This window comes from Yokenella regensburgei ATCC 49455 (assembly GCF_000735455.1).
Classification (GTDB): Bacteria; Pseudomonadota; Gammaproteobacteria; order Enterobacterales; family Enterobacteriaceae; genus Yokenella; species Yokenella regensburgei.
The window spans coordinates 1-23,191 of sequence record NZ_JMPS01000044.1 but is presented as its reverse complement, the minus strand read 5'-3'; the positions used below and the strand labels follow the sequence as shown (position 1 = coordinate 23,191).

The window sequence follows — 23,191 nt, the reverse complement described above, 5'->3', positions numbered from 1 at the left end:
GTAAACCTCATCGTTATGTTATATCCGCGTTCTGCGCGGCCATCTTCCATTCCAGGCGGAGTAGGTGATGTAACGGTGGGGCGAAGCCGAAAATATCCGGTACGGCCCGAACCTTGCCATCAGTGCTTGTGCTTAATTCGGTATCCGTACCGTAAAATCTGATGCTTAAAACATCGGAAATGCATTCCGTCGGCTGATAGGTTGCGACGGCAGAAAGATAACTTGTCATACAACTTTAAAAGGTGAGTGACATCACAAAAGAAGGAATCTTAGTAGGGTCTTTATTCAGGCTGCACAAAGCCAGAGCTGGTGCGGTACGCGGGGCATTTTACCTCTTTGAGGGTACTTTTTTTGTCGGCGTTTATTGATCTAACTCACGAAAAAATCTTCGGTGGCTGGAAATTGGTGTGATAACTTTGTCAGCATTACAGATAAACATCTGACGCTCTCGCTAAGAGGAAGACGCTAATGACCCCGTTTATGACTGAAGATTTCCTGCTCGACACCGAGTTTGCCCGCCGTCTGTACCACGATTACGCCAAAGATCAGCCGATTTTTGATTATCACTGTCACCTGCCGCCGCAGCAGGTTGCGGAGGATTATCGCTTTAAAAACCTGTATGACATCTGGCTGAAAGGCGACCACTACAAGTGGCGTGCAATGCGTACTAACGGCGTGGCCGAGCGCTTGTGTACCGGCGACGCTTCTGACCGTGAGAAGTTTGACGCCTGGGCCGCTACCGTTCCGCATACCATCGGCAACCCGTTATACCACTGGACGCACCTCGAACTGCGTCGCCCGTTTGGTATTACAGGTAAGCTGCTCTCCCCGGCAACCGCTGACGAAATCTGGAACCAGTGCAATGAGTTACTGGCACAGGATCGTTTCTCCGCCCGCGGAATTATGCAGCAGATGAATGTGAAGATGGCGGGCACCACCGACGATCCGGTGGATTCCCTGGAGCATCACGCGGCCATCGCTAAAGACCGCAGCTTCAGCGTGAAAGTGCTGCCGAGCTGGCGCCCGGACAAAGCCTTCAACATTGAGCAGGCGACCTTTAACGACTACATGGCGAAGCTCGGCGAAGTTTCAGACACTGACATCCGTCGCTTTACCGACCTGCAGACCGCGCTCAGCAAGCGTCTGGATCACTTTGCCGCCCACGGCTGTAAGGTCTCTGACCACGCGCTGGACGTCGTCCTGTTTGCCGATGCGAGCGAAAGCGAGCTTGATAGCATTCTCGCCCGCCGCCTGGCCGGTGAATCGCTGAGCGAACATGAAGTGGCGCAGTTCAAGACGGCGGTGCTGGTGTGGCTGGGTGCTGAGTACGCCCGTCGCGGCTGGGTGCAGCAGTATCACATCGGTGCACTGCGCAATAACAACCAGCGCCAGTTCAAACTGCTGGGGCCGGACGTCGGCTTTGACTCCATCAACGATCGCCCGCTGGCGGAAGAGCTCTCTAAGCTGCTCAGCAAGCAGAATGAAGAAAATCTGCTGCCGAAAACTATCCTCTACTGCCTGAACCCGCGCGACAACGAAGTGCTGGGCACCATGACCGGCAACTTCCAGGGTGAAGGCATGCCGGGCAAGATGCAGTTTGGTTCCGGCTGGTGGTTTAACGACCAGAAAGACGGTATGGAGCGCCAGATGACACAGCTGGCACAGCTCGGTCTGCTGAGCCGCTTTGTCGGCATGCTGACCGACAGCCGCAGCTTCCTCTCCTACACCCGTCACGAGTACTTCCGTCGCATCCTGTGCCAGATGATTGGCCGCTGGGTGGCGGCAGGTGAAGCACCGGCGGATATTCAGCTGCTGGGTGAAATGGTGCGCAACATCTGCTTCAACAATGCCCGTGATTACTTCGCCATTGAACTGAACTAAGTCCTGAGGTTGGTTGATATGCAATACATTAAGATCCATTCACTGGATAACGTGGTGGTCGCGCTGGCGGATATTGCCGCGGGCACGGAAGTTTCGGTGGATGGGCAGGTGGTTACCTTGCGCCAGGATGTCGTTCGCGGGCATAAGTTTGCCCTGCGGGAGATAGCGAAAGGGGAGAATATCGTCAAGTACGGCCTGCCCATTGGCCACGCGCTGGCGGATATTCTGCCAGGGGAGCACATTCACTCCCATAACGCGCGTACCAACCTGAGCGATCTTGATGAGTATAGCTACCAGCCGGTTGTGGCGGACAGCACCGTGCAGCCTGCCGATCGGGAGGTACAACTCTACCGTCGCGCCAACGGAGACGTTGGCGTACGTAACGAGCTGTGGATCCTGCCGACGGTCGGCTGCGTCAACGGCATTGCCCGCCAGATCCAGAATCGTTTTCTGAAAGAGACCCATGATGCCGAAGGCACCGACGGCGTCTTTCTTTTCAGCCACACCTACGGCTGTTCGCAGCTGGGTGATGACCACGTGAACACCCGCACCATGTTGCAGAACATGGTTCGTCATCCTAACGCCGGAGCGGTGCTGGTGATTGGCCTTGGCTGCGAAAACAACCAGGTTGACGCCTTCCGCGAAACGCTGGGAGATTTCAATCCTGAGCGCGTGCACTTCATGATCTGCCAGAAGCAGGATGATGAAGTGGAAGATGGTGTGGCGCATCTGCACCAGCTGTATGACGTGATGCGCCACGATAAGCGCGAGCCGGGTAAGCTCAGCGAGCTGAAATTCGGCCTCGAATGCGGCGGCTCTGATGGCCTGTCCGGCATCACCGCCAACCCGATGCTGGGTCGCTTCTCCGATTACGTGATAGCCAACGGTGGCACGACGGTACTGACCGAAGTGCCGGAGATGTTCGGCGCAGAGCAGATCCTGATGAGCCACTGTCGCGATGAATCGACGTTTGAGAAAACCGTGACCATGGTGAACGATTTCAAACAGTACTTTATCGCTCACAATCAGCCGATTTATGAAAACCCGTCGCCGGGCAACAAAGCGGGTGGGATCACCACGCTTGAAGAGAAGTCGCTGGGCTGCACGCAGAAAGCGGGCTCAAGCCAGGTGGTGGACGTACTGCGCTATGGCGAACGGTTGCACAAACCGGGCCTGAACCTCCTGAGCGCACCGGGGAACGACGCGGTGGCGACCAGTGCGCTGGCGGGGGCTGGCTGTCATATGGTGCTGTTCAGTACCGGCCGCGGCACGCCGTACGGCGGCTTTGTGCCGACGGTGAAAATCGCGACCAACAGCGAGCTTGCGGCAAAGAAGAAACACTGGATAGATTTCGACGCCGGACAGCTGATTCACGGTAAAGCGATGGATCAGTTACTGACTGATTTTATTGACCTGATGGTGGATGTGGCGAGCGGCAAACAGACCTGCAACGAGCGTAACGACTTCCGCGAGCTGGCGCTGTTCAAAAGCGGCGTCACACTGTAAAGGAAAAGCAAAACGGCACCCTCGGGTGCCGTTTTTGTATCCGGATCACCCTCTCAGGGCATCCTTCGCCAGACGGTCATCCTCTGCCATACAGGCGGCAGCGGTGAATAGCACGTCGGTTGAGGAGTTCAGCGCAGTTTCGCACGAATCCTGCAGCACGCCGATGATAAAGCCAACCGCCACTACCTGCATGGCGATATCGTTTGGAATACCGAACATGTTACAGGCAAGCGGGATCAGCAGCAGAGAACCGCCTGCCACGCCGGATGCCCCGCAGGCGCACAGCGAGGCCACCACGCTCAGCAGCAACGCGGTAGGCAAGTCCATCGGGATATTCAGCGTATGTACGGCAGCAAGGGTCAGAACGGTGATGGTGATTGCCGCCCCGGCCATATTGATAGTCGCCCCCAGCGGAATAGAGACCGAATAGGTATCGCGATCCAGGTTCAGCTTCTCGGCCAGCGCCATGTTCACCGGAATGTTAGCGGCAGAGCTACGGGTGAAGAAAGCATACACACCGCTTTCACGCAGGCAGGTCAGCACCAGCGGATATGGGTTACGGCGAATGCGCCAGAACACCAGCAGCGGGTTAATGACCAGCGCGACCAGCAGCATACAACCAACCAGCACGACCAGCAGCTGCGCGTAACTAAACAGGGTTTCAAAACCGGTGGTGGCAAGCGTTGAAGAAACCAGACCAAAAATACCGATCGGCGCAAAGCGAATCACCACGCGAACCATAAAGGTCACTGCGGAAGAGACGTCGTTAATCAGGTTTTTTGTACTCTCGCTGCCGTGACGCAGGGCGAAGCCAAGACCGACTGCCCACACCAGAATGCCGATGTAGTTGGCGTTCAGCAGCGCATCTACCGGATTCGTGACCATGCTCAGCAGCAGCCCGCGCAGCACTTCAACAATGCCCGATGGCGGCGTGATGTCGCCCGCGCCGGTGGTGAGGTGCAGTGTCGAAGGGAACAGGAAGCTGAACAGCACGGCGGTCAGCGCCGCGGAGAAGGTACCCAGCAGATACAGGAACAGTATCGGGCGGATACTGGTTTTCTGCCCCTGCTGGTGGTTGGCGATAGAAGCCATCACCAGCATTAATACCAGCACAGGTGCGACGGCTTTCAGGGCACCGACGAACAGCGTCCCCAACAGACCAACGGCTTCTGCGGCAGGTTTAGAGATCCACGCGAGTAAAATGCCCAGAATCAGGCCGATAAGAATTTGTTTAACCAGGCTGCCTTGCGCAAAACGATGCAGCAGCCCCGAATGACGTTGAACGGTCATAGGCTCTTCCTTTGAGTGTGATGTGGTTTCATCCCGATGGCTCTTTGGCCACGCTTAGCAGGATGCAACGAGTGTTTGCCTGGCTGAGTATAAGGAATTTGGGGAGGGAGCAAAGCGAGAAATGCTGAATTCCTCGCCTGCGTCTAATTTTTTAACCAAAAACCAACCGAACATTAACATTTGTGCGGTTGGTTTGAGTGGCTTATTTGGCTAACTTTTTCTTGTCGTTCTGGTGGTTAACCCAGGCGTTGAGAATAAGGGTCGCCGCCAGGATACCAAACACCACGCCCAGCGAAATGGCGATAGGGATGTGGTAGAAATCGACGATCAGCATCTTGATACCGATAAACACCAGGATCACCGACAGGCCGTACTTCAGCATCGAGAAGCGCTCCGCCACGCCCGCCAGCAGGAAGTACATCGCACGCAGACCGAGGATCGCAAACAGGTTCGAGGTCAGAACGATAAACGGATCTGTCGTCACCGCAAAGATTGCCGGAATACTGTCGACCGCAAAGATAACGTCGCTAAGCTCAACCAGAATCAACACCAGCAGCAGCGGAGTGGCGTACAGCAGGCCGTTGTGGCGCACGAAAAAGTGCTCGCTATCGAGCTTGTCGGTCATGCGCAGATGTCCGCGCAGCCAGCGCACCAGCGGTTTGTCGCCGATACCTTCGTTGTCTTCTTTCGCCAGCGCCATCTTCACGCCGGTGAACAACAGGAACGCGCCGAAGACGTACAGCAGCCATTCAAATTGCGAAATCAGCCAGCTTCCGGTGAAGATCATCACCGTACGCAGCACGATAGCGCCAAGTACCCCGTAGACCAGCACCCGACGCTGCAGCGCAGGCGGCACAGAGAAGTAGCTGAACAGCATCAGCCAGACGAAGACGTTATCCACCGCCAGCGATTTCTCGATGAGGTAGCCGGTGAGGAATGCCAGCGCCTGCGGGTCGGCGACTTCGCGCCCCTGCGTCGTTGCCAGATACCACCAGAAAGCGAGGTTAAACAGCAACGAGAGCGTCACCCACAGGATGGACCAACCTGCCGCCTGCTTCATCGACATGGTTTGCGCCCCGCGTCGCCCCTGCAGCAGCAGGTCGATAGCCAGCATAATAACCACAACGACCGCGAATCCGCCCCACAGCAACGGTGTGCCGACACTATTCATAGATTTTCCTTACGCAAAAAAAAACGGCTAACGTCGAAAGACGATAGCCGCTGCAGCTTTTTTTGCACGGACCTCGCCTTTCGGCAAGGTCTCACTTACAACAAGAAAGCCCAATTTCATCATATGGCTTTCTTGTTGCCCGGCGACCGGATGTGGTTTTGCACACATCGTAATGACGATCAACCGACCAGGAAGTTACTCCCCTTTGCGGGAGACAAAATATGACGGGACACGACTTTCGTCAATGTCCCGCCTGGGGGATTTTACAATCCTTTACGCAGTCGCGGCGGCGCTGGCGTTATCCGCCGGGAAACGCACGCCCGTTTGACGACGGATTTCAGTTTGCACCTTCGCGGTAATACGGCTGACCTCGAGACCCGGATGGTCAATTTCTCCGTTTTCCACAAGGCTTGCGAAGGTCTCCGCTTCATACAGCATGGTATTGATATGCTGAGGCTGGCTGAGATCCTGCGACTTACCGCCGCGCGGAATAAAGCACACTTTCTGGCACTCGGAAATTTTCTCGATAACCAGTGAACCGGCTTCACCCTGAATCTCGCTTGCCTGCAGCGAATCGCTGACCTTAGAGTGATGCAGGGTGACGTCAAAATCACCGTAGTTCAGCACCACCGTGCCGTGCGCATCTACGCCGCTCTCCAGCAGACAGGCGCTGGCCTGAATAGCTTTCGGCTCGCCCCACAGCGCCACCGCCGAGGCCAGACAGTAGAAACCGATATCCATAATCGAGCCGTTAGAAAACGCCGGATTGAAGGTGTTCGGGTTCTCACCGTCGAGGTAGCGCTGATAACGGGAGGAGTACTGGCAGTAGTTGATAAAGGCTTTACGAAGCGGCCCCACTTTACTTAGCGACTGCTGCAGCGTCAGGAAATTCGGCAGGCTCGCGGTTTTGAACGCTTCGAACAGCACCACCTGGTTCTCTTTGGCAAGCGCGATGGCGGCTTCGGCTTCACGCAGGTTAGAGGCCAACGGCTTTTCACAAATAACGTGTTTTTGGTGGCGAAGGAACAGGCAGGTTTGCGGGAAATGCAGCGAGTTCGGGCTGGCAATATAAACCGCGTCAATGGCATCGCTTTGTGCCATCTCGTCGAGTGAGGTGAAGAGATGTTCGACGAGATAATCGTTGGCGAAAACCTGCGCCTGTTCAAGGCTGCGGGAATAGACGGCGGTGAGCTTATATTTGCCGGTTTCATGAGCGGCATCGACGAACTGGCGCGTAATCCAGTTCGTCCCTATGACAGCGAAACGTATCATAAGGCGTAACGTACTCCGTAGCTTAAGGATCTGTCGTCACTGTAGCATGCCATGATGACAAATCGAGTGCGCTACGACGCATTACGCTTTAACGAAAGATGCGTTAACCACAGCCGGGTATCAAACTCCAGCTGGTGATACTGCGGCTCCATATAACAGCACAGCTGGTAAAAGGCTTTGTTGTGATCTTTCTCTTTCAGATGCGCCAGCTCATGCACCACGATCATGCGCAAAAACGCATCCGGCGCGTCGCGAAAAACCGTCGCCACGCGAATTTCTGCCTTTGCTTTTAGCTTCCCGCCCTGCACGCGTGAAATGGCTGTATGCAGACCGAGCGCGTTGTTCAGCACGTGGATCTTATTGTCATACATCACTTTATTGACCGGCGGTGCGCTCTTCAGATACCGGTTTTTTAGATCCTGCGTATACTGCCAGAGGGCTTTATCGGTCGTGAAATCATGCGTATCCGGATAGCGTTTTGCCAGTACCGCACCCAGTTTATCCTCGGCTATCAGGGTGCGAACCTGAGAAAGTAAATGCTCCGGGTAGCCCTGGAGATAAGTTAGTTGGTTCATCAAAAGCCCAAATTAATGCGAAAACGGGTATACTCACGCACCCTTTTCAGGGATACGCCAAATTTTACCACTCAGGAGGGCCGATGAGCCACTTAGACAACGGTTTCCGTTCACTCGACTTAAAACGTTTCCCAGAAACGGATGACGTTAACCCGCTTCAGGCGTGGGAAGCCGCGGATGAATATCTGCTGCAACAGTTGGATGACACCGAAATCAGCGGCCCGGTTCTTATCCTGAATGACAGTTTCGGTGCGCTTGGCTGCGCGCTGGCGGAGCATACGCCGTACAGCATCGGTGATTCTTACTTAAGCGAGCTTGCGACGCGCGAAAACCTCCGTCACAACGACATCCCGGAAGGCAGCGTCAAATTCCTCGACAGCACCGCTGAGTATCCGCAGGCGCCGGGCGTGGTGCTGATTAAAGTGCCAAAAACCATGGCCCTGCTGGAACAGCAGCTGCGCGCGCTGCGTAAAGTGGTGACGCCACAAACCCGTATCATCGCGGGCGCGAAGGCGCGTGATATTCACACCTCCACGCTTGAACTGTTTGAGAAAGTATTAGGCCCAACCACCACGACGCTGGCGTGGAAAAAGGCGCGTCTCATCAACTGTACCTTCAGCGAGCCTGCGCTTGCCGAAGCACCTGAGACCCTGAGCTGGAAGCTGGAAGGCACCGACTGGACCATCCACAACCACGCGAACGTCTTCTCGCGCACCGGGCTGGATATTGGCGCACGTTTCTTTATCGAGAATCTGCCGGCGGACCTGGAAGGTGAGATTGTCGATCTCGGCTGCGGCAACGGCGTGATTGGCCTGACCCTGCTGGCGAAAAACCCGCAGGCGAGCGTCGTCTTTACCGACGAATCTCCGATGGCGGTGGCATCGAGCCGCCTGAACGTCGAAACCAACATGCCGGAAGCGCTGGACCGCTGCGAATTCACCATCAACAACGCGCTGTCGGGCGTTGAGCCGTTCCGCTTTAACGCGGTGCTGTGTAATCCGCCGTTCCATCAGAAACATGCTCTGACGGATAACGTGGCTTGGGAAATGTTCCACCACGCCCGCCGCTGCCTGAAGATCAACGGCGAGCTGTATATCGTGGCCAACCGCCACCTCGACTACTTCCATAAGCTGAAGAAGATCTTCGGCAACTGCGAGACTATCGCCACTAACAACAAGTTCGTGGTGCTGAAAGCAGTGAAGCTCGGTCGCCGCCGCTAAATTTCCAGTGCTAAACGGGTGCCCTGCGCAATCGCTCGCCGGGCATCCAGCTCCATCGCCACATCACATCCGCCAATCAAATGCACCGTTTTACCCATTGCTGCCAACGGCTCGGCAAGGGTGCGACGCGGCTCCTGTCCGGCGCAAATAATCACGTTATCCACCGCCAGCAGCTGCGGTTCACCGGCTATCAACACGTGCAGCCCCTGATCATCAATTTTCTGGTAACTGACGGACGGGATCATTTTCACACCGCGAGAGAGCAGGGTGGCGCGGTGGATCCAGCCGGTGGTTTTACCTAATCCATCGCCCGGTTTGCTGGCTTTACGCTGCAGCATCACAATCTGGCGCGGGCTTTTTGGCAACTGCGGCCCTTCCGGGCGCAGACCGCCCGCAGTGTTCAGGCTGGTATCTATTCCCCATTCAACGCAGAACTCCGCGATGTTCTGGCTGGTGGGGGCGCCAGGCTGGCTCAGGTACATAGCGGTATCAAAGCCGATACCGCCGCAGCCGATAATCGCCACTCGCTCGCCAACGGGCATTTTGTCGCGCAGTACGTCGAGGTAGCTCAGTACTTTCGGATGGTCGATACCCTCAATAGCGGGCAGGCGTGGCTCAATGCCGGTTGCCAGCACCACTTCATCAAAGCCGCTCAGCTGTTCAGCGTTAACGTACTGATTAAGCTGCACCTGAACGCCGGTTATCTGCATCATACGGCGGTAATAGCGCAGCGTTTCGTAGAACTCCTCCTTGCCCGGGATCTGTTTGGCGATATTGAACTGCCCGCCCGGCTCTGCCGCGGCGTCGAACAGCGTTACCTGATGACCACGTGCGGCGGCGTTCACCGCGAAGGCAAGGCCCGCCGGCCCGGCACCGACTACCGCCAGATTTTTGCGTAATACGGCGGGCTCGACCGGCATTTTGGTTTCATGACAGGCGCGCGGGTTGACCAGGCACGAGGTCACCTTACCGACAAAAATCTGGTCAAGGCAGGCCTGGTTACAGCCAATGCAGGTGTTAATCTCATCCGCGCGGCCGCGTTGCGCCTTCGACAGCAGCTCGGCGTCGGCGAGGAACGGGCGCGCCATCGATACCATATCGGCATCGCCACGGTCCAGAAGATCTTCCGCCACCTGCGGATCGTTAATCCGGTTGGTTGTGATAAGCGGAATCGACACCTTGCCTTTCATTTTGCGCGTCACCCAACTGAACGCCGCGCGGGGAACCGGCGTGGCGATCGTCGGGATCCGCGCCTCGTGCCAGCCGATCCCGGTATTGATGATCGTCGCGCCTGCGGCCTCGATCGCGCGGGCCAGTTCGACGGTTTCCTCAAAGGTGCCGCCGCCTTCCACCAGATCCAGCATCGACAGGCGGTAGATAATGATGAAATCGGATCCCACGCGTTGGCGTACCGCACGTACCACCTCCACGGCAAAACGCATTCGCCGCGGGAAGTCACCGCCCCATTCGTCGTTACGCTGGTTGGTGCGGGCGGCGAGGAATTCGTTGATCAGATAGCCTTCAGAACCCATCACCTCCACGCCGTCGTATCCCGCTTCGCGGGCGAGCTGTGCGCAATGGGCAAAGTCGTTAATCAACGTCAGGATCTCCTCATGAGTCAGCTCATGAGGCTTAAAGCGGTTAATCGGCGCCTGAATGGCAGAAGGAGCAACCAGATGCGGCTGATAGCTGTAGCGACCGGTGTGCAGGATCTGCAGCGCGATTTTGCCGCCTTCCTGATGGACGGCATCGGTCACCACCCGATGATGCGGCAGCTGGCTCACATCGTTAAGCACCGCACTACCTTCCATCGTCACGCCAGAATGTACCGGCGCCACGCCGCCGGTGACAATCAGCGCTACGCCGTGCCGCGCACGCTCGGCATAAAATGCCGCCAGCCGCACTGCGCCATCCGGGCGCTCTTCCAGCCCGGTATGCATAGAGCCCATCAACACACGGTTTTTGAGCGTGGTAAAACCCAGGTCGAGCGGGGCAAATAACGACGGATAGCGGCTCATAACGGTTTCCAGTATGTAAAATTATTGTTATGTGGTCGGATGAGTTTCTAATCTAGCCAGTCGTACGCAAAAGGAAAAGGCAGAGCGCTGTGAATGTGATGAGATTCAAAGATCCCGCCGCTGTAGCAGAAATACCCCGGCGGAGATCAGCACCAGCGACAGCAGTTCTGCCGCGGTTACCGCTTCCCCGGCAAATACCACGCCGATCACCAGCGCCACCACCGGTGGAATATAGGTAACCGACGAGGCCGTCACCGCCCCCAGTCGCTGGATCAGGAAATAGTAAATCAGGTACGCGACGCCGGTACCGAGCAGGCCCAGGCCGAGGACCAGCCCAAGGCTTGCTGAAGGGCTATGCAGAATGGCGCTCAGCCCGCTAAACGGGGTAACCAGCGCCAGAATGAGCAGCGCGGCGCCAATCTGGTAGCTGGTGAGCGCCAGCGCCGGGAGCTGTAGCGGGGCCAGAAAACGACGGGCGTAGACAAAAGACGCTCCGACGCTGAGTGAGCCCAGAACCATATAACCCACACCTGCAAGACTGATGCTATCTGCCGATACTGCCCACGGACGGGCAATCATCAGCACCCCGGCAAATCCCAGCACAATACCCGCCCCCTGCAGCTTCTGCATCGGTTCCTGACGCAGAAACAGCGCTGCCATAATGAAAGAAAACAGCGGTATCGCCCCGCTCAGCACGCCGGAAATCCCCGACAGCAGCAGCGACGTACCGGAAGCAAATGCCCAGTAATAGATAACCGTCGCCAGCAGTGCCATTACCACGAAATGGTGGGCGTGACGCAGATGTTGGCGGCGAAAAACGCGGTGCCAGCAGGCCAGTGCCAGGATGGGCAAAAAGCCAAACAGTACGCGCAGAAAGACAATCTGTAGCGGCGAGATCCAGCGGCTTGCCTGATGCATAAACAGGAAATTGGTGCCCCAGATGATGCCGAGAAACGCAAACGCGATAAATGTTTTCTGATTCATAGTTCCCCCTGAAAGTCGCTATTGTTGGCGCTATCAGGGCGTGCTACAAACGATTAAATATCACCAATAAAATAGAAAAACTATCTTATGAATTCACTGCCACCGCTAAAGGCGCTGCAGGCGTTTGAGGCGAGCGTTCGCCTGGGCAGCTTTCTGAATGCCGCCAGCGCGCTACACGTGACGCCGGGGGCTATCAGCCAGCTGGTGAAGAAGCTTGAGAATCAGCTCAACGCTCAGCTTTTTATCCGTGACGTTCGTCGCCTGACGGTGACCGAAGCCGGGCTTGAGTATTATCGCCTCATCGTGCCCGCGCTGGCCCAGCTGGCAGCTGCAGGTGAAGCCATGCAGGCGCTGAACCAGCACCGGCTGACGTTTTCAATGCCTCCGGGCGTAGCCGCCCAGTGGTTCTCTGCGCGGATGCCGGCGCTGATGGCGGCTTTTCCAGGGACCGATCTGCATCTCAACGCGACCAGCGCAGTGATGACGCTGGAGCGGGATAATATTGACATTGCTATCCGCTACTTCGATGGCCGCAGCCAGCAGGGGCCATTGTGCCAGCCGCTGTGGGACGATGAGTGCCGGGTTTATGCTAATCCGCAGTATCTGCAGGCGCAGGGGCTCCGCAGCCCGGAAGATGTCGTTCGGGCCACGCTTTTGCACACCACCATGTATCCGGACTGGAACCAGTGGCTGATGCGTTATACCAGCCTTACCGAAGCACAGCGGGTGGCGATCCCCGGTATCCACGTTGACCAGACGCTGTTGGCCATTGATGCCGCCCGGCGCGGGCAGGGGGTGCTTATCTGCCATCCGCAGCTGGTGAACAAGGCCCTGAAACAGGGAGCGCTGACAGAGATTTTCAACGCCCCCTGGCACAGCGGGAAAGGTTTCTGGCTGCTTATCAACCCGCGAAAGCGGGATGAGAAGCGAGTGCTGGCGGTGGTTGAGTGGCTGAGGGGGCAGGCGTAGCCCAATTTTAATATGATTGATGGGTCAGTCAGTGCTACAGAAACCATTCAGGTTTTACACCAAATCGCGCGGATAGTGCCTTAATATGTGGGATGGTCAAAGCACGCTGCCCCGCCAGGATCTGGCTTACCAGCGATTTAGAGCCGATCTCTTCTTTCAGGTCTGAGTAGGACAGGTTGTACTGGTCAATCAGAGTGCGCAGTAGCGCAACGCCGACCGGCATTTCGGCGATGGATTTATTGAACTCCGCGAAGCGGTCGCTGTTATCTTCATAGTCAGCAATTTTACTTACCAGGAAGTCAATCAACGGATTTTCGTCGTCGTTCTCGATCAGGTAGTCCACCAGCGCAAGCGCTTCACGGTAGTCGCTCTCAGAAGCACTCTTCCCCAGGAAGGGGACCGCGGCTACAAGTTGTTTGGTTGCTTCAAGGGCTTTTGCCGTGTCGGTGATCATTCTTTGTTCTCCCTGTAATAGCGGGTCAACTTCTCGTATTCAGCGTGGGTAGCAATGTGCTTCACATAGAAGCGTTTATTCACAAAATTAATATAGGTAATGACTCTTAAGTTGTTACCCCCCACATCCAGTATCCACCATCTATTACGGTACTTAAAATTATCCAGGCTCGGTATCAACGTTCTCATTTCCGTCGGAGAAGAGAAGTCAGTCTCACGCACCAGGCGATACAGCGCCCGTATGGCTAACGAATCGTTGGGATATCGCTTTGCAGCTTCCTCAAAAGGTTCTTTTGAAATGACGTGCATCTTGCGTTCGTTTCGTCCGTTTACATTATGTGAACACTCTAGCATGACATATTGGTGTTTACAATATGTGAACAGCTTTGAGTTATTTAAGTACACCCTCAAAATCGCTATCAGAACAGAAACAATTTTGAGGGTGTACAGGTCGTTTTTAGTGCAGATCGTCCAGATACACTTTGCCCGTTGTGGTATTCAGCCAACGCGGGGCTTTCAGTGTTTCGGCGAAATAGCGCACCAGTTCATGCAATAAATCTTCTAACGCACTCGCTTGTCTGGCTGAGAGCGAGCCACTCATCAATAGCTGGGTTAGCGACTGACACCAGACGCTCAGTTGATCGATTTCCGGCTTAAACGCGGGCAGGTGTGCCGGAAGGTTATCGACCGTCAGGCTGGCGTGCAGATATTCCGGGACAGGATCATGTAGCGTTGGGTGCAGTAGCGCCAGGCACGCAGAAAGACGGCCGCAAAGCGCCATTTTTTCGGTGGCGTCGGTACTTTCAACCAGCACGTTGGCAAAGTATTCGCAGTTATCTGCCAGCTCGGTGAAATCGGTCGCGTGGTTAAACGGCAGGGTAAAAACAGAAAAAGTCTGGGTTGGGGTCGTAGCCATAAGGGCAGCCTCGATGAGTGTTTGATTTTACCACCTGAGAGGTCAACCCCATGGTGGCAGACTGAGTGAAGTTGACCTTACCGGCCTCATCGGATACCGGCGCACTTTGCAGTGCCCCCACTCAGCCCACCATTGGGGTGTAGCAAAGTAAACGGCATAAAAGTATACGCCGATGATGAAGTTAGCAAGAGGTCAATCCCGGCACCTGATTTTGCAGATGCGCAGTCAAAATACGACCCAGGAGGGTAAACAACAAACGGTAATTCAGGTTTAGAGAAAGACTTTATCGTTACTGGAATCGTCCTCGCAAAATGCAGTTATTGCAGGGCCAGGCAAGGCACCACCTTACCCGGCAACGCGCGTCACACCGCAGCCTATTTATTTAACCCCGGCGCCTGCCACATTGAGGTGGTGAGCCCGCTGTCGACCAGGCCGAGCTGGTCGGCGTACACCGCCTGCCATTTCTGCATCATGCCGTCGTACAACTCGCGGTGGACGGGGTTTGGCGTAAACTCGCGGCTCCAGCTCACCAGCCGCTCCCCGGCGGAGGCCATGTCGTTGTAGAGCCCGGCTCCCGTACCGGCGGCAATCGCGCAGCCGAGCGCGGTGGCTTCTTTCACTTCCGGCACACGTACCGGCAGCCCGGTGACGTCGCTTAAAATCTGGCTCCATAGCGCGCCTTTTGCGCCACCGCCGGCAAACACCAGGCTATCAAACTGGACGCCGGAGAAGCGGGAGATCTGCGCCAGATTACAGGCAGACACGATCGCCGCATTCTCTTCAAGCGCGCGAAACAGCGTGGCTTTGTTGCACTTTTCCGGATCTATCGACAGGTTAATGAACGACGGCGCGGCGTGGTACCACTGCTTAAAATGCATCGCGTCAGAAAAAATAGGCATCACGCCGTGGGAGCCCGCCGGCACCCGGTTAGCCATCTCTTCGAGCAGTGAATAAGCATCCACGCCCAGCCGTTCGGCTATCAGTTTTTCTTCCGCGCAGAAGGCATCGCGGAACCAGCGCATGGTGAGCCCGGTGAAGAAGCTTATCGACTCGGCCTGCACCATGCCGGGGATCACGTGCGGATTCACGCGAATGTTCATCTCCGGGTCGGTACGTACCTGCGGCAGGTTCACCACCTGCTGCCAGAACGTTCCGCCCAGTACGGCGGTTTGCCCGGCGCGCACGACGCCAAGCCCGAGACAGCCAAGCTGCACGTCGCCGCCGCCCATCACCACCGGCGTGCCTTCCCGCAGCCCGCTCTGCTGTGCCGCCGTTTTGCTGACGGTGCCCAGCAGCGTACCGGTCTCTTTCACCGGAGAGAGGATATCGGCCCGCAGGCCAGCCATATCCAGCAGCGCTGGTCGCCAGTCGCGGCTGAAGAGACTGAGCATGCCGGTGGTTCCGGCGTTGGAAGGATCGACCGCCAGCTCGCCGGAGAGCTTCGCCGCCAGCCAGTCGCTTATCATGGTGATGGTGGCCGCATTGCGATAGATATCCGGGCGGTGGTGCGCCAGCCACAGCAGGCGCGGCATGGCGCTCAGCGCCAGAGTCTGCCCGGAAACGTCATACACTTCGGATTCAAAGCGGTCGTTGTGGATCTCTTTTAGCTCGGCGACTTCTCGGCTGGCGCGAGCGTCGACGTTAGCACAGGCCCAGATGGCATCGCCGTTGCGGTCGTAGAGCACGATCCCTTCACGCATTGAGCAGCAGGCAACAGACTGGATGTCGGCGGCGGTGAGCTTTGCGCGTTCCAGCGCCTGGCGAATGCACTGGCAGGCAAGCTGCCAGTTGGTGTTGAGGTCAAACTCCATGGAGCCGGGCACGTTCTCCACGCTGAGGTGCTTCCACTCCGCCTGGCCGACGGCAATCTGCCGACCGTTGAGGTCAAAAATCACCGCCCGAACGCTGCCGGTCCCTGCATCTAACGCTAAAAGGTAACTCATGACTAACGCCTCGCTATGTTTGCGCGGCGGCGCACCTATTGCGCCAGAGCCAGTACCGCGCGAGCTGTCGTCTCTTCCGTCACCAGGCCATTGATACGGCGACCCTTCAGTGCGGCATAGATGGCTTCTGCTTTTTCATCTCCCCCGGCCACACCAACGATGGTGGGCAGCTGCGCCAGCTCATCGAGCGTGACGCCCAGTAATTCCTGGTGGATCTCAAGACCTTCCACCTTTTCGCCATCGGCATTAATGAAGTAGCCGAGAATATCGCCCACCGCGCCCTTGCGCGCGAACATCAGCTGCTCACCTTCGCTGATATAGCCCGATCGCAAAATGGTGGCGTCGCGACGCTGGTTCACCGAGCCAATCCCCACGACCGCCACATCCGCTGCCGTGGCGGCGAGGATCACATCCTGCACGCTGGACTCGCGTTTGAGGATCCCGGCGACGTCTGCCGAAGAGACGCGAAGCGGCGCCGGGATCATGCTGACGTTGCAGGCGGCATCCAGCTGGCCGATGCCGGTCATGTACGGCCCAACGCCGCCGGAGAGGGTCACCAGGCGGATCTGCTGCGAGCCGATAAACCCGCTCAGATGCTGCAGACAGCTCATCGTCGCCTCGCCAAACCCAACCGCCAGCAGCTGTTCGGGCTGCAATACGCCCATCAGCGACTGCGCGGCGCCAATCCCCAGGCGGGTGTTCATCGAAGGGGTATTCAGCGCGGGCAGCACGCGGACCATCTTCAGGCCAAAGTGCTGCTGCAGGGCGGTTTCCAGCGCCAGACAGCCTTCATAGCGGGAGTTTATCTGCACACGAATAACGCCGGACTGGCGGCCTTTTTCTAACAGCCGCGAGATCTTCAGCCGCGGCAGGCCAAGGCGTTCGCCGATGTCGTTTTGCGTCAGCCCGTCGTGGTAGTAGCACCAGGCCACGCGGGCCACCAGTTCCTCCTCCGCCAGCGCAAGCCCGGCGAAGCGGTTGTCATCCATTGCTCTCTTTTCGCTCATGATTGAACTCTTATAAAAATTTAGATCATTTGTTCGGTTCTGTACGCCAGGAAAGTGTGAGCTATCCGGCAAAAGCGATCATTCAGCTCGTTGTTCACAATTCAAACGATCTAAAGAGATAAAAATGTGATCGCCGCACGGTTGTAAATATAGTTCAGGGTCTACGCTTTTGAACATTATTAAATCTAAAAATCATTTGTTCAAATGCGGAGTGATGATGACCCCACTGATCGAAGCGAAGGCTATCCGCAAAGCGTTCTCCGGCGTGCCGGTGCTGAAAGCGATTGATTTCACCCTGTTTGCCGGGCAGGTACACGCGCTGATGGGGGGCAATGGCGCGGGCAAATCGACGCTGATGAAAATTATCGCCGGGGTGGAAACGCCGGACGACGGCGAACTGTGCATCAACGGCACCACGTTTACCCGCCTCACGCCCGCTCAGGCGCACCAGCAGGGGATCTACCTGGTGCCGCAGGAGCCGATGCTGTTTCCGAACCTTAGCGTTCGCGAAAACATTTTGTTCCGTCTGCCGCGCACGGAGGATCTCGACGAGCAGCTCGCCGCGAAGATGCAGCAGCTTAGCTGCCAGATCAACCTGACGGCGGCGGCCAGCACGCTTGAAGTGGCGGATCAGCAAATGGTGGAGATCCTGCGCGGTCTGATGCGCCGGGCGCAGATCCTGATCCTCGACGAACCGACCGCCTCGCTGACGCCGGGAGAAACGGACAGGCTGTTTCGCCAGATCCGCGCGTTGCAGGGGTCAGGCGTGGGGATCGTCTTTATTTCCCACAAGCTGCCGGAGATCCGCAAGCTCGCAAGCCATGTGTCGGTGATGCGTGATGGCGCGGTGGTGCTGAGCGGTGAAACTCACCGCTACGACGATGCTGCGCTAATCACCGCTATGACCCCCGTCTGCCGGGAGCAAACGCTGAGCGACACGCAAAAACTGTGGCTGTCGCTGCCCGGCAATCGCCGCACCCAGGCGCAGGATTTTCCGGTGCTGCGCGTTGAAACGCTCACCGGGGAAGGGTTTATCGATCTCAGCCTTGAGATCTACGCCGGTGAGATAGTCGGCCTTGCGGGGCTGGTGGGCTCCGGGCGGACCGAATTCGCCGAAACGCTGTATGGCCTGCGGCCTGCGCGCGGTGGGCGGATATGGCTGGAGAATCAGGAGATTGGCAGCCTGTCGACGGCGGCGCGGCTGGCGCGAGGACTGGTGTATCTGCCTGAAGACCGACAGGTTTCCGGGCTGTTTCTGGATGCGCCGGTACGCTGGAACACGGTGGCGCTGAACGAGCCGTCGCTCTGGCAGCAGCAGAAACGCGAGGCGGCGGTGGTGGAGCGCTACCACCGGGCGCTGGGGATAAAACTGAACGATGCCGAACAGCCGGTGCGCACGCTCTCCGGCGGCAATCAGCAGAAGGTGCTGCTGGCGCGCTGCCTGGAAGCCAACCCGCTGCTGCTTATCGTCGATGAGCCGACCCGCGGCGTAGACGTTTCTGCCCGGGCGGATATTTACCAGCTGCTGCGCAGCGTGGCGGCGCAGAACGTGGCGGTGCTGATGATTTCAAGCGATCTCGACGAGTTTCCCGGGCTTGCGGATCGGGTGCTGGTGATGCATCAGGGCGTGCTCAACGGTGAACTGGCGCAGCAGGCGGTGAGCGTCGATCGGATGATGGCGCTGGCCTTCGGAGGACAAGCATGAAGAGGTTACTTAAAAATCGCGAGCTCAGCGCGTTTCTTGCCATTCTTGCGCTGTTTGCCCTGCTGGTGGCGCTGAATCCGGCCTACTTCAGCCTGCAGACCGTGGCGATGATCTTTGCCAGCAGTCAGATCCTCGCGCTGCTGGCGCTGGGGGCAACGCTTGTGATGCTGACGCGCAACATCGACGTTTCGGTAGGCTCAACGGTAGGGCTGTGCGCCATTGCGGTTGGCGTTGCGCTGAATAATGGCTACAGCCTGCCGCTGGCAATGGCCTTCGCGCTAAGCATTGGGGCGCTGGCGGGGGCGTTTAATGGACTGCTGGTGGTGGGGCTGCGGATCCCGGCGATTGTCGCCACCCTTGGCACCCTGGGGCTGTATCGCGGGGCAATGCTGCTGTGGACCGGCGGGAAGTGGATTGAAGGGTTGCCAGCCAGCCTGAAGTCGCTCTCTGAACCGCTGGCGGTAGGCGTTTCGCCGCTGGGCGTACTGGTGTTGCTGCTGTTGCTGGCAGGGGCGTGGATGCTGTCGCGCACCGCCTTTGGCCGCGATTTCTATGCCGTGGGTGATAACCTTGCCGCCGCGCGCCAGCTCGGCGTGGCGGTGAACCGTACGCGGATGATTGCCTTTACGCTCAACGGTGTGCTGGCCGCCTGCGCCGGGGTGGTGTTCGCTGCGCAAATCGGTTTCGTACCAAATCAGACCGGTAGCGGGCTGGAGATGAAGGCTATCGCCGCCTGCGTGCTCGGTGGGATTTCGCTGCTGGGCGGCACCGGTACGCTGATTGGTGCCTTCCTCGGCGCCTTTTTCCTCACTCAAATCGACACCGTACTGGTGCTGTTCAAACTCCCGGCGTGGTGGAACGACTTCATCGCCGGGCTGGTGCTGCTTGGCGTTCTGGTGCTCGACGGGCGTCTGCGTCAGGCGCTGATGCGCCACCAGCGGGCGCTGAAATACGGCCGCTTTCAGCCGGGTAATAAAGGCGGCAAAAACGTGACCCCATTTACTAAGCGCAAAGACAAAGAGGTGGCGTAAATGAAGCTGACCTGGGAAAGCGTACTGCTGCTGTTGCTGGTGCTCGAGATCCTGCTGTTCGGCGCCATCAATCCGCGCATGCTTGACGTCAACCTGCTGCTGTTCAGCACCAGCGACTTCATCTGTATCGGTATTGTCGCGCTACCGCTGACGCTGGTTATCGTCAGCGGCGGAATCGATATTTCGCTCGGCTCAACGGTTGGCCTGTGCGCCATCGCCCTGGGGGTGATGATGCAGTCCGGCGTGCCGATGGTTGCGGCCGTTCCGCTGACGCTGCTGGTCGGCCTGCTGTGCGGCCTGTTTAACGCCGCGCTCATCCATTACACCGGCATCAGCCCGCTGGTGATAACGCTTGGCACGCTGTACCTCTACGGCGGTGCGGCGCTGCTGCTCTCTGGCATGGCCGGGGCGACGGGGTACGAAGGGATTGGCGGCTTCCCGGACAGCTTCACCGCTTTCGCCAACCAGACGCTGCTCGGACTGCCGGTGCCGCTGGTGCTGTTTGCCGTCATCACGCTGGCGTTCTGGCTGATTGCCCACCGCGGGCGCTTTGGTCGTCATCTGTTTCTACTCGGGCAAAATCCGCGTGCCGCGCGCTATGCCGCGCTGTCGGTAAACGGCCTGCCTTACGCGCTGTATGGCCTGGTGGGCGTGGCGTCGGCCATTGCGGCGCTGGTGATGGTCTCTTATTTCGGCTCCGCGCGTTCTGATCTCGGGCGCGATCTACTGATGCCGGCGCTGACGGCGGCGGTGCTGGGCGGCGCCAATATATATGGGGGTTCTGGCTCGGTTATCGGTACCGCGCTGGCGGCGCTGCTGGTGGGCTATTTGCAGCAAGGTTTACAGATGGTTGGTATCCCCAATCAGGTGTCAAGCGCGCTGTCTGGGGCGCTGTTAGTTGTGGTGGTCATGGGACGTTCGCTGAGCCTGCACCGTGAATGGGTGCGCACGGCCTGGCGTCGGGTTCACTCGCGAAAAACAAGTGGAGCATGAGATGAAAGCAAAACAGATAGTGCAGCTGAGCGCGCTGGCGTTGGCTATGAGCGTGGCGGTGGCCCAGGCGGCAGATCGCATCGCGTTTATTCCAAAGCTGGTCGGCGTGGGCTTTTTCACCAGCGGCGGCAACGGGGCGAAGGAAGCGGGTAAAGCGCTGGGGACAGACGTTACCTACGATGGCCCGACGGAGCCAAGCGTTTCAGGGCAGGTGCAGCTCATCAATAACTTCGTTAACCAGGGTTACAACGCGATTATCGTCTCGGCGGTATCGCCGGACGGCCTATGCCCGGCGCTCAAGCGTGCCATGCAGCGCGGTGTGAAAGTGCTGACCTGGGATTCCGACACCAAACCTGAATGCCGCAGCATTTACATCAACCAGGGCACTCCGCAGCAGCTCGGCGGCCTGCTGGTGGAGATGGCCGAAAAACAGGTCACTAAGCCGAATGCCAAAGTTGCGTTCTTCTACTCAAGCCCGACGGTCACCGACCAGAACCAGTGGGTAAAAGAGGCGAAGGCTAAAATCGAAAAAGAACACCCGCAGTGGCAGATAGTCACCACCCAGTTTGGCTATAACGATGCCACCAAGTCGCTGCAAACCGCAGAAGGCATTCTGAAAGCCTACCCGGATCTCGATGCGATTATCGCCCCGGACGCCAACGCCCTCCCGGCGGCGGCTCAGGCGGCGGAAAACCTGAAGCGAGAAGGGGTGGCGATTGTCGGCTTCAGCACGCCAAACGTAATGCGCCCTTATGTTGAACGCGGCACGGTAAAAGCCTTCGGTCTGTGGGATGTGGTGCAACAGGGCAAAATTGCGGTCAATGTCGCCGATCATTTGTTGAAAAAAGGCGATCTTAACCCGGGTGACAGCGTGGACGTGAAGGACATCGGTGCGCTGAAGGTCGAACCGAACAGCGTGCAGGGTTACCAGTACGAAGCAAAAGGCAACGGCATTGTGTTGCTGCCGCAACGCGTGGTGTTCACTAAAGAGAACATCAACAACTACGATTTCTGATTGGGGGAAAGATGGCTGATTTAGATGACATCAAAGACGGAAAAGACTTTGGCATCGGTGTGCCACAGCAAAACGTACCCTTTACGCTGAAAGGGTGTGGCTCACTGGACTGGGGGATGCAGTCGCGGCTGGCGCGGATTTTTAATCCGCAAAGCAACCGGACAGTGATGCTGGCCTTCGACCATGGTTACTTCCAGGGACCGACCACCGGGCTTGAGCGTATCGATCTCTCTATCGCCCCGCTGTTTGCCGAAACCGACGTGCTGATGTGTACCCGCGGGATCCTGAGAAGCCAGGTGCCCGCGGCCACCAACAAGCCGGTGGTGCTGCGCGCTTCGGGCGGTAATTCAATTCTGACAGAGCTGTCGAACGAGTGCGTGGCGGTGGCGATGGAAGATGCGCTGCGCCTCAACGTTTGCGCGGTGGCCGCTCAGGTGTACATCGGCAGCCCCCATGAGCATCAGTCGATCAACAACATCATTAAGCTGGTGGATGCCGGGAACCGCTACGGCATGCCGGTGCTGGCAGTGACCGGGGTTGGGACGCAGATGGCGCGCGATGCCCGCTACTTCTCACTGGCCAGCCGAATTGCCGCCGAAATGGGCGCGCAGTTTGTGAAAACCTACTTTGTGGAAGAGGGCTTTGAGAAAGTTACCGCCAGTTGCCCGGTGCCGATTGTTATCGCCGGTGGCAAAAAATTGCCCGAGCACGAGGCGCTGGAGATGTGCTGGCGCGCCATTGACCAGGGGGCTTCAGGGGTGGATATGGGGCGCAATATCTTCCAGTCCAGCGCACCGCGCGCGATGCTGAAGACGGTGAAGAAAGTGGTGCATGAGAATATGCATCCGCGCGAGGCATACCAGTTCTGGCAGGAGGAAAAACAGGGAGAAGCAAAATGAACGTAACGCTGGTAGAAATCAATATTAAACCGGAGCGAGTAGACGAGTTTCTCGAGGTGTTTCGCGCTAACCATGAAGGCTCTGTTAAAGAGCCGGGCAACCTGCGCTTTGACGTGCTGCAGGACCCACGGGTGAAGACCCGCTTCTTTATCTACGAAGCCTACCAGAACGATGACGCGGTGCTGGCGCACAAGCAAACGCCGCACTATCTGGCCTGCGTGGATAAGCTCGAGGAACTGATGTCGGAGCCGCGCAAAAAACGCAGCTTTGTAGGACTGTTGCCGGAAGTGTAACGGTTAACACCACCCTCACCCTGACCCTCTCCCTGAGGGAGAGGGGATTG

Annotated in this window: 21 protein-coding genes; 10 read left to right on the top strand and 11 right to left on the bottom strand. The window is 57.6% G+C overall.

Annotated features, from left to right (window positions below):
- Window positions 1–468 precede the first annotated feature (468 nt).
- Both uxaC and GYRE_RS13425 read left to right on the top strand, forming a co-directional pair.
- Window positions 469–1,881 (top strand): glucuronate isomerase, encoded by a 1,413-nt coding sequence (gene uxaC / locus GYRE_RS13430; RefSeq protein WP_038255936.1) that lies wholly within the window; start codon window positions 469–471, stop codon window positions 1,879–1,881.
- A gap of 18 nt (window positions 1,882–1,899) precedes the next feature.
- On the top strand, window positions 1,900–3,387 hold the full coding sequence (locus tag GYRE_RS13425; protein ID WP_006818197.1) for a UxaA family hydrolase: 1,488 nt from the start codon (window positions 1,900–1,902) through the stop codon (window positions 3,385–3,387).
- A 45-nt stretch (window positions 3,388–3,432) separates the two neighbouring features.
- On the opposite strand, the gene sstT is transcribed toward GYRE_RS13425, so the two are convergent.
- The 4 genes from sstT to GYRE_RS13405 form a co-directional block, all read right to left on the bottom strand.
- Entirely contained in the window at window positions 3,433–4,677 is a 1,245-nt protein-coding gene (sstT, locus tag GYRE_RS13420) for a serine/threonine transporter SstT (RefSeq protein ID WP_038255934.1), read from the bottom strand.
- A 202-nt stretch (window positions 4,678–4,879) separates the two neighbouring features.
- Window positions 4,880–5,848, bottom strand: a complete 969-nt coding sequence (locus GYRE_RS13415; protein ID WP_038255932.1) for a TerC family protein — start codon at window positions 5,846–5,848, stop codon at window positions 4,880–4,882.
- Window positions 5,849–6,121: 273 nt separating this feature from the next.
- Window positions 6,122–7,120 (bottom strand): Gfo/Idh/MocA family protein, encoded by a 999-nt coding sequence (locus GYRE_RS13410; RefSeq protein ID WP_038255931.1) that lies wholly within the window; start codon window positions 7,118–7,120, stop codon window positions 6,122–6,124.
- Between the two features lie 71 nt (window positions 7,121–7,191).
- Complete coding sequence (locus tag GYRE_RS13405; RefSeq protein WP_038255929.1) at window positions 7,192–7,695, bottom strand: M48 metallopeptidase family protein; 504 nt, start codon at window positions 7,693–7,695, stop codon at window positions 7,192–7,194.
- 83 nt (window positions 7,696–7,778) lie between these two features.
- Here GYRE_RS13405 and rlmG point away from each other — a divergent pair, with 83 nt between their 5' ends.
- Window positions 7,779–8,915 carry a 23S rRNA (guanine(1835)-N(2))-methyltransferase RlmG gene (rlmG, locus tag GYRE_RS13400; RefSeq protein ID WP_006818202.1) on the top strand — a complete coding sequence of 379 codons (1,137 nt, stop codon included), beginning with the start codon at window positions 7,779–7,781 and terminating at the stop codon, window positions 8,913–8,915.
- On the opposite strand, the gene GYRE_RS13395 is transcribed toward rlmG, so the two are convergent.
- Window positions 8,912–10,933, bottom strand: a complete 2,022-nt coding sequence (locus tag GYRE_RS13395) for an NADPH-dependent 2,4-dienoyl-CoA reductase (RefSeq protein ID WP_038255928.1) — start codon at window positions 10,931–10,933, stop codon at window positions 8,912–8,914. The two genes, rlmG and GYRE_RS13395, sit on opposite strands and share 4 nt — an antisense overlap.
- Window positions 10,934–11,038: 105 nt before the next feature.
- Window positions 11,039–11,917, bottom strand: coding sequence for a DMT family transporter (locus tag GYRE_RS13390; protein ID WP_038255927.1), 879 nt, complete (start codon window positions 11,915–11,917; stop codon window positions 11,039–11,041).
- A gap of 87 nt (window positions 11,918–12,004) precedes the next feature.
- On the opposite strand from GYRE_RS13390, the gene GYRE_RS13385 reads away from it, so the two are divergent.
- Window positions 12,005–12,886, top strand: a complete 882-nt coding sequence (locus GYRE_RS13385; RefSeq protein WP_038255926.1) for a LysR substrate-binding domain-containing protein — start codon at window positions 12,005–12,007, stop codon at window positions 12,884–12,886.
- 34 nt (window positions 12,887–12,920) lie between these two features.
- Here GYRE_RS13385 and GYRE_RS13380 read toward each other — a convergent pair whose 3' ends face one another.
- From GYRE_RS13380 to lsrR, 5 genes are all read right to left on the bottom strand, one after another.
- Entirely contained in the window at window positions 12,921–13,340 is a 420-nt protein-coding gene (locus GYRE_RS13380) for a helix-turn-helix domain-containing protein (RefSeq protein WP_038255924.1), read from the bottom strand.
- Window positions 13,337–13,648 carry a type II toxin-antitoxin system HigB family toxin gene (locus tag GYRE_RS13375; protein WP_038255922.1) on the bottom strand — a complete coding sequence of 104 codons (312 nt, stop codon included), beginning with the start codon at window positions 13,646–13,648 and terminating at the stop codon, window positions 13,337–13,339. Before GYRE_RS13375 ends, GYRE_RS13380 begins: the two co-directional genes overlap by 4 nt.
- 148 nt (window positions 13,649–13,796) lie before the next feature.
- Entirely contained in the window at window positions 13,797–14,255 is a 459-nt protein-coding gene (locus tag GYRE_RS13370; protein WP_038255920.1) for a hypothetical protein, read from the bottom strand.
- A gap of 374 nt (window positions 14,256–14,629) precedes the next feature.
- Window positions 14,630–16,198 carry an autoinducer-2 kinase gene (gene lsrK / locus GYRE_RS13365; RefSeq protein WP_038255918.1) on the bottom strand — a complete coding sequence of 523 codons (1,569 nt, stop codon included), beginning with the start codon at window positions 16,196–16,198 and terminating at the stop codon, window positions 14,630–14,632.
- A 35-nt stretch (window positions 16,199–16,233) separates the two neighbouring features.
- Entirely contained in the window at window positions 16,234–17,205 is a 972-nt protein-coding gene (lsrR, locus tag GYRE_RS13360) for a transcriptional regulator LsrR (protein WP_038255917.1), read from the bottom strand.
- Between the two features lie 217 nt (window positions 17,206–17,422).
- On the opposite strand from lsrR, the gene lsrA reads away from it, so the two are divergent.
- The 6 genes from lsrA to lsrG are packed head-to-tail and all read left to right on the top strand — an operon-like array spanning window position 17,423 to window position 23,141.
- Entirely contained in the window at window positions 17,423–18,910 is a 1,488-nt protein-coding gene (lsrA, locus tag GYRE_RS13355) for an autoinducer 2 ABC transporter ATP-binding protein LsrA (RefSeq protein WP_038255915.1), read from the top strand.
- The gene (gene lsrC / locus GYRE_RS13350) at window positions 18,907–19,941 is read left to right on the top strand and encodes an autoinducer 2 ABC transporter permease LsrC (RefSeq protein WP_038255913.1); all 1,035 of its coding nucleotides are present in this window, start codon (window positions 18,907–18,909) and stop codon (window positions 19,939–19,941) included. Before lsrA ends, lsrC begins: the two co-directional genes overlap by 4 nt.
- Window positions 19,942–20,934 carry an autoinducer 2 ABC transporter permease LsrD gene (gene lsrD, locus GYRE_RS13345; RefSeq protein WP_038255911.1) on the top strand — a complete coding sequence of 331 codons (993 nt, stop codon included), beginning with the start codon at window positions 19,942–19,944 and terminating at the stop codon, window positions 20,932–20,934.
- A 1-nt stretch (window position 20,935) separates the two neighbouring features.
- Entirely contained in the window at window positions 20,936–21,949 is a 1,014-nt protein-coding gene (gene lsrB, locus GYRE_RS13340) for an autoinducer 2 ABC transporter substrate-binding protein LsrB (protein ID WP_038255909.1), read from the top strand.
- A gap of 11 nt (window positions 21,950–21,960) precedes the next feature.
- Window positions 21,961–22,848 (top strand): 3-hydroxy-5-phosphonooxypentane-2,4-dione thiolase, encoded by an 888-nt coding sequence (gene lsrF / locus GYRE_RS13335; RefSeq protein ID WP_038255907.1) that lies wholly within the window; start codon window positions 21,961–21,963, stop codon window positions 22,846–22,848.
- A complete protein-coding gene (gene lsrG, locus GYRE_RS13330; RefSeq protein ID WP_006818213.1) occupies window positions 22,845–23,141 on the top strand; it encodes a (4S)-4-hydroxy-5-phosphonooxypentane-2,3-dione isomerase in 297 nt (98 codons plus the stop codon). Before lsrF ends, lsrG begins: the two co-directional genes overlap by 4 nt.
- Window positions 23,142–23,191: the final 50 nt, after the last annotated feature.

Coding starts and splice junctions, on each gene's coding strand:
- GYRE_RS13375 (WP_038255922.1), bottom strand. CDS start 13,648: ATGCACGTCATTTCAAAAGAACCTTTTGAGGAAGCTGCAAAGCGATAT.
- GYRE_RS13390 (WP_038255927.1), bottom strand. CDS start 11,917: ATGAATCAGAAAACATTTATCGCGTTTGCGTTTCTCGGCATCATCTGG.
- lsrB (WP_038255909.1), top strand. CDS start 20,936: ATGAAAGCAAAACAGATAGTGCAGCTGAGCGCGCTGGCGTTGGCTATG.
- lsrK (WP_038255918.1), bottom strand. CDS start 16,198: ATGAGTTACCTTTTAGCGTTAGATGCAGGGACCGGCAGCGTTCGGGCG.
- GYRE_RS13410 (WP_038255931.1), bottom strand. CDS start 7,120: ATGATACGTTTCGCTGTCATAGGGACGAACTGGATTACGCGCCAGTTC.
- GYRE_RS13370 (WP_038255920.1), bottom strand. CDS start 14,255: ATGGCTACGACCCCAACCCAGACTTTTTCTGTTTTTACCCTGCCGTTT.
- lsrA (WP_038255915.1), top strand. CDS start 17,423: ATGACCCCACTGATCGAAGCGAAGGCTATCCGCAAAGCGTTCTCCGGC.
- lsrR (WP_038255917.1), bottom strand. CDS start 17,205: ATGAGCGAAAAGAGAGCAATGGATGACAACCGCTTCGCCGGGCTTGCG.
- rlmG (WP_006818202.1), top strand. CDS start 7,779: ATGAGCCACTTAGACAACGGTTTCCGTTCACTCGACTTAAAACGTTTC.
- sstT (WP_038255934.1), bottom strand. CDS start 4,677: ATGACCGTTCAACGTCATTCGGGGCTGCTGCATCGTTTTGCGCAAGGC.
- GYRE_RS13380 (WP_038255924.1), bottom strand. CDS start 13,340: ATGATCACCGACACGGCAAAAGCCCTTGAAGCAACCAAACAACTTGTA.
- GYRE_RS13395 (WP_038255928.1), bottom strand. CDS start 10,933: ATGAGCCGCTATCCGTCGTTATTTGCCCCGCTCGACCTGGGTTTTACC.
- lsrD (WP_038255911.1), top strand. CDS start 19,942: ATGAAGCTGACCTGGGAAAGCGTACTGCTGCTGTTGCTGGTGCTCGAG.
- lsrF (WP_038255907.1), top strand. CDS start 21,961: ATGGCTGATTTAGATGACATCAAAGACGGAAAAGACTTTGGCATCGGT.
- lsrC (WP_038255913.1), top strand. CDS start 18,907: ATGAAGAGGTTACTTAAAAATCGCGAGCTCAGCGCGTTTCTTGCCATT.
- GYRE_RS13405 (WP_038255929.1), bottom strand. CDS start 7,695: ATGAACCAACTAACTTATCTCCAGGGCTACCCGGAGCATTTACTTTCT.
- GYRE_RS13425 (WP_006818197.1), top strand. CDS start 1,900: ATGCAATACATTAAGATCCATTCACTGGATAACGTGGTGGTCGCGCTG.
- GYRE_RS13385 (WP_038255926.1), top strand. CDS start 12,005: ATGAATTCACTGCCACCGCTAAAGGCGCTGCAGGCGTTTGAGGCGAGC.
- GYRE_RS13415 (WP_038255932.1), bottom strand. CDS start 5,848: ATGAATAGTGTCGGCACACCGTTGCTGTGGGGCGGATTCGCGGTCGTT.
- uxaC (WP_038255936.1), top strand. CDS start 469: ATGACCCCGTTTATGACTGAAGATTTCCTGCTCGACACCGAGTTTGCC.
- lsrG (WP_006818213.1), top strand. CDS start 22,845: ATGAACGTAACGCTGGTAGAAATCAATATTAAACCGGAGCGAGTAGAC.